Origin of the sequence: Coleofasciculus sp. FACHB-712 (genome assembly GCF_014695635.1) — a bacterium.
Lineage (GTDB): Bacteria > Cyanobacteriota > Cyanobacteriia > Cyanobacteriales > FACHB-T130 > FACHB-T130.
The window spans coordinates 1-2501 of record NZ_JACJOQ010000673.1; the positions used below are offsets into that span (position 1 = coordinate 1).

Here is a 2501-nt window from a genome sequence, read left to right on the forward strand (position 1 = left end):
GACCTCAAGCAGATTACCAATCTCACACCCGAACGACGGAAAATTCTCCGCTTTTTGGGAACCGATGCCAGTCGTTATTATCAACTCTGTTGACCTAACAGCTTGATTTGGCGTAGGTTGCCGTTGACTCCTATTTCAAAAAATCTCTTTGACTCTACCCAGAACCTGCGGAATGTAGGTTTATTGTGATGCGATCGCTTATATCTTTAAGGCATACTATCCTTAATATTGAGCTAGATTAATGGATAGGAGGAAATACGCGATCGCATCTAGTTCATCCACCTATTTCACTGCGAGCCACTAATTTTTTTGCCTCCGAATAAGACGAAATATTTTATTTTCTTAAAAAAGATGAAAAGGAACAACAATCATGAAATTGCAGAATCCCAAAATTAGATTATTCCTTCTCGTCTTGGCTTGTGCAATTGTTTTCAGTATTCAATCCTTATCTTTAGCACAAAAAGACCCTCAACTAGCCACCCAACCGACTATCTTACCAGCTTCCCAATTACTCGCTCAACAAAACGGCAAGTTAATTATTACTCAATTAAATCGTGAGTTTCAGATAAATTTAAACGAAACCGCTATTTTATCTGATGAAAATATTTGGGTTAAATTTACTGACATCACAGAAGATTCGCGCTGTCCTATTAATGTTCAGTGTATTTGGGCGGGACGAGCAAAAATCGTGGTAAATATTTGGAAAGGCAGTCAAAATACAGGAGATTTTGTTTTGACCACTGGTGGCGGAAATCCAGCATTAGCAGTTCAAAACTTTGACAGCAACTATAATATTAAGTTTGTAGACCTTCAGCCAGCTCCCATTAGTGGATCAGAAACTCAAAAATCAGCTTATACTGCTGCTCTCGTGATTTCTAAAACAACAGACAAGATTTAGTCTTGTAACTTGCGTAGGCAGGTTTCGTTTGTGTAGGTGCGGTTTCAACCATCCGTGCAAGAGGTGAGGGATTCTGACCTGCTGGCATATCGCAATTCAAATACGATTGCTATAGCATTTTTTTAACTATAACCATATCAAATTAGAAGCAAATAACTAAAAGATGAAGCACATAAACATTATTATTTCTAGCATTCTTCTAACTACGAGCCTGACGGCTACAGCAGCCTACAGTCAAAGCGTTTCCCCACGCCCAACTCTACTTCCCACATCCAGCCCTATTCCAAATTCAAATCAAATTAAACCCAACAACTGGGAGATAAATGTAAAAGAAATTTTAGAAACTCCTAATTTGGCTGACTGCAAATTTTGGATGATGCTTGGGGTAATCCTCGCTGCTGGAAGCCTAGGTGGGTTAGTCTACGAACTGCTCAATCTCCAGGGAAATATTGAGTTACCTCATAAGCCGACCGATGATGATTTAGCAGTAAAGTTTGCCTATGCTCATTCTACAAATGTGATTGATTTAGGGGTAGTGGCACGGTTACTCATTGGTGCCCTTGCTGCACCTCCAGCTATCGCGATTGTCCGACCAGAAACGGCTTTTATCCTGTTAGCAACCTCCGCCGTTGCTGGTTCCGCAGGTACTTTGATCTTTCGCGCTCTACAGGATCGGTTATTAGTCGCGGTACTTCAAACTGGGATAAACGAGGTCAGTGCAAGAAGTATTAAACCGCAACAACCAATCGATGAAGCAATTAAAGATTTTGACAAGTTAGTACAAGAAGTGCGAAAGCATTCAGAAAGTCCTAGAGGCTTGACTGAGCTAAAGTTTACTAGAGACGCGACTTTAGACCCCAGCGACTTCGAGGAAGTCAGCAAACATTTGAATCAAATTCAAGGAGTAAATCCTAAAGTAGACGAAGCGATTGAGATTTTCAAAGAGCTGGTGGAGGAAGTGCGAAAACACTCCGAAAGTCCTAGCGGGACGACTAAACTGAAGATTACTAAGGGTACCGTTTTGCCATTTGAGCATTTACAGAAGATAAAAACACTTTTATGGCAAGCTAAAAAAGACACGGAAACAACTACATCCGCAAATGATAGCACTCCTGAATTAGCATCTAAGCCGACTCCACCCGCTGACGGCAGTACTCCTTCTCACAACTGAAATAAATTCAAGCACACGAATAAGAGAATCCTGACGGATGCAGTTGCCTTGAAAAAACAGAATTAATACTAGTTGCAATAAAAGTTTACAGTCAAATCTTGTCGTGCGATATCTTGAGTTTTGTCAGTTAACCAGTAGGGATATTGTAGTCTAATAGAAATAGAATTATTAGGTTGTTACTCTATTAAGTTTAAGCATATGCAGGCTGGATGATATTTGTTCAATCTATCGGAAGAGGGAATTATTTGAACAATTTGTGATAATGGAACATCTGTCTAGAGAGCGGTTTAGCTGATAAGCCAAATGAAGTAAATATAGAATTGCTAAACCTAATGAGATTGTGTTCTATGCAACCAAATTATTTTACGAAAGGGCTTTCAACTGTAGGACGTTGGCTGGCTACAACGCTGTTTTGCGTGTCAGCGATCGCGT

General features: G+C 40.1%; 2 protein-coding genes. Both read left to right on the forward strand.

Annotated elements, in window-relative coordinates:
* Positions 1–370: 370 nt before the first annotated feature.
* Entirely contained in the window at positions 371–898 is a 528-nt protein-coding gene (locus H6F50_RS25255; protein ID WP_190430811.1) for a hypothetical protein, read from the forward strand.
* 163 nt (positions 899–1061) lie between these two features.
* Positions 1062–2069 carry a hypothetical protein gene (locus H6F50_RS25260; protein ID WP_190430812.1) on the forward strand — a complete coding sequence of 336 codons (1008 nt, stop codon included), beginning with the start codon at positions 1062–1064 and terminating at the stop codon, positions 2067–2069.
* The last annotated feature ends 432 nt before the right edge of the window (positions 2070–2501 follow it).

Bases quoted from the DNA above. Each gene is read 5' to 3' on its own strand.
- H6F50_RS25260 (WP_190430812.1), top strand. From the start codon at position 1,062: ATGAAGCACATAAACATTATTATTTCTAGCATTCTTCTAACTACGAGC.
- H6F50_RS25255 (WP_190430811.1), top strand. From the start codon at position 371: ATGAAATTGCAGAATCCCAAAATTAGATTATTCCTTCTCGTCTTGGCT.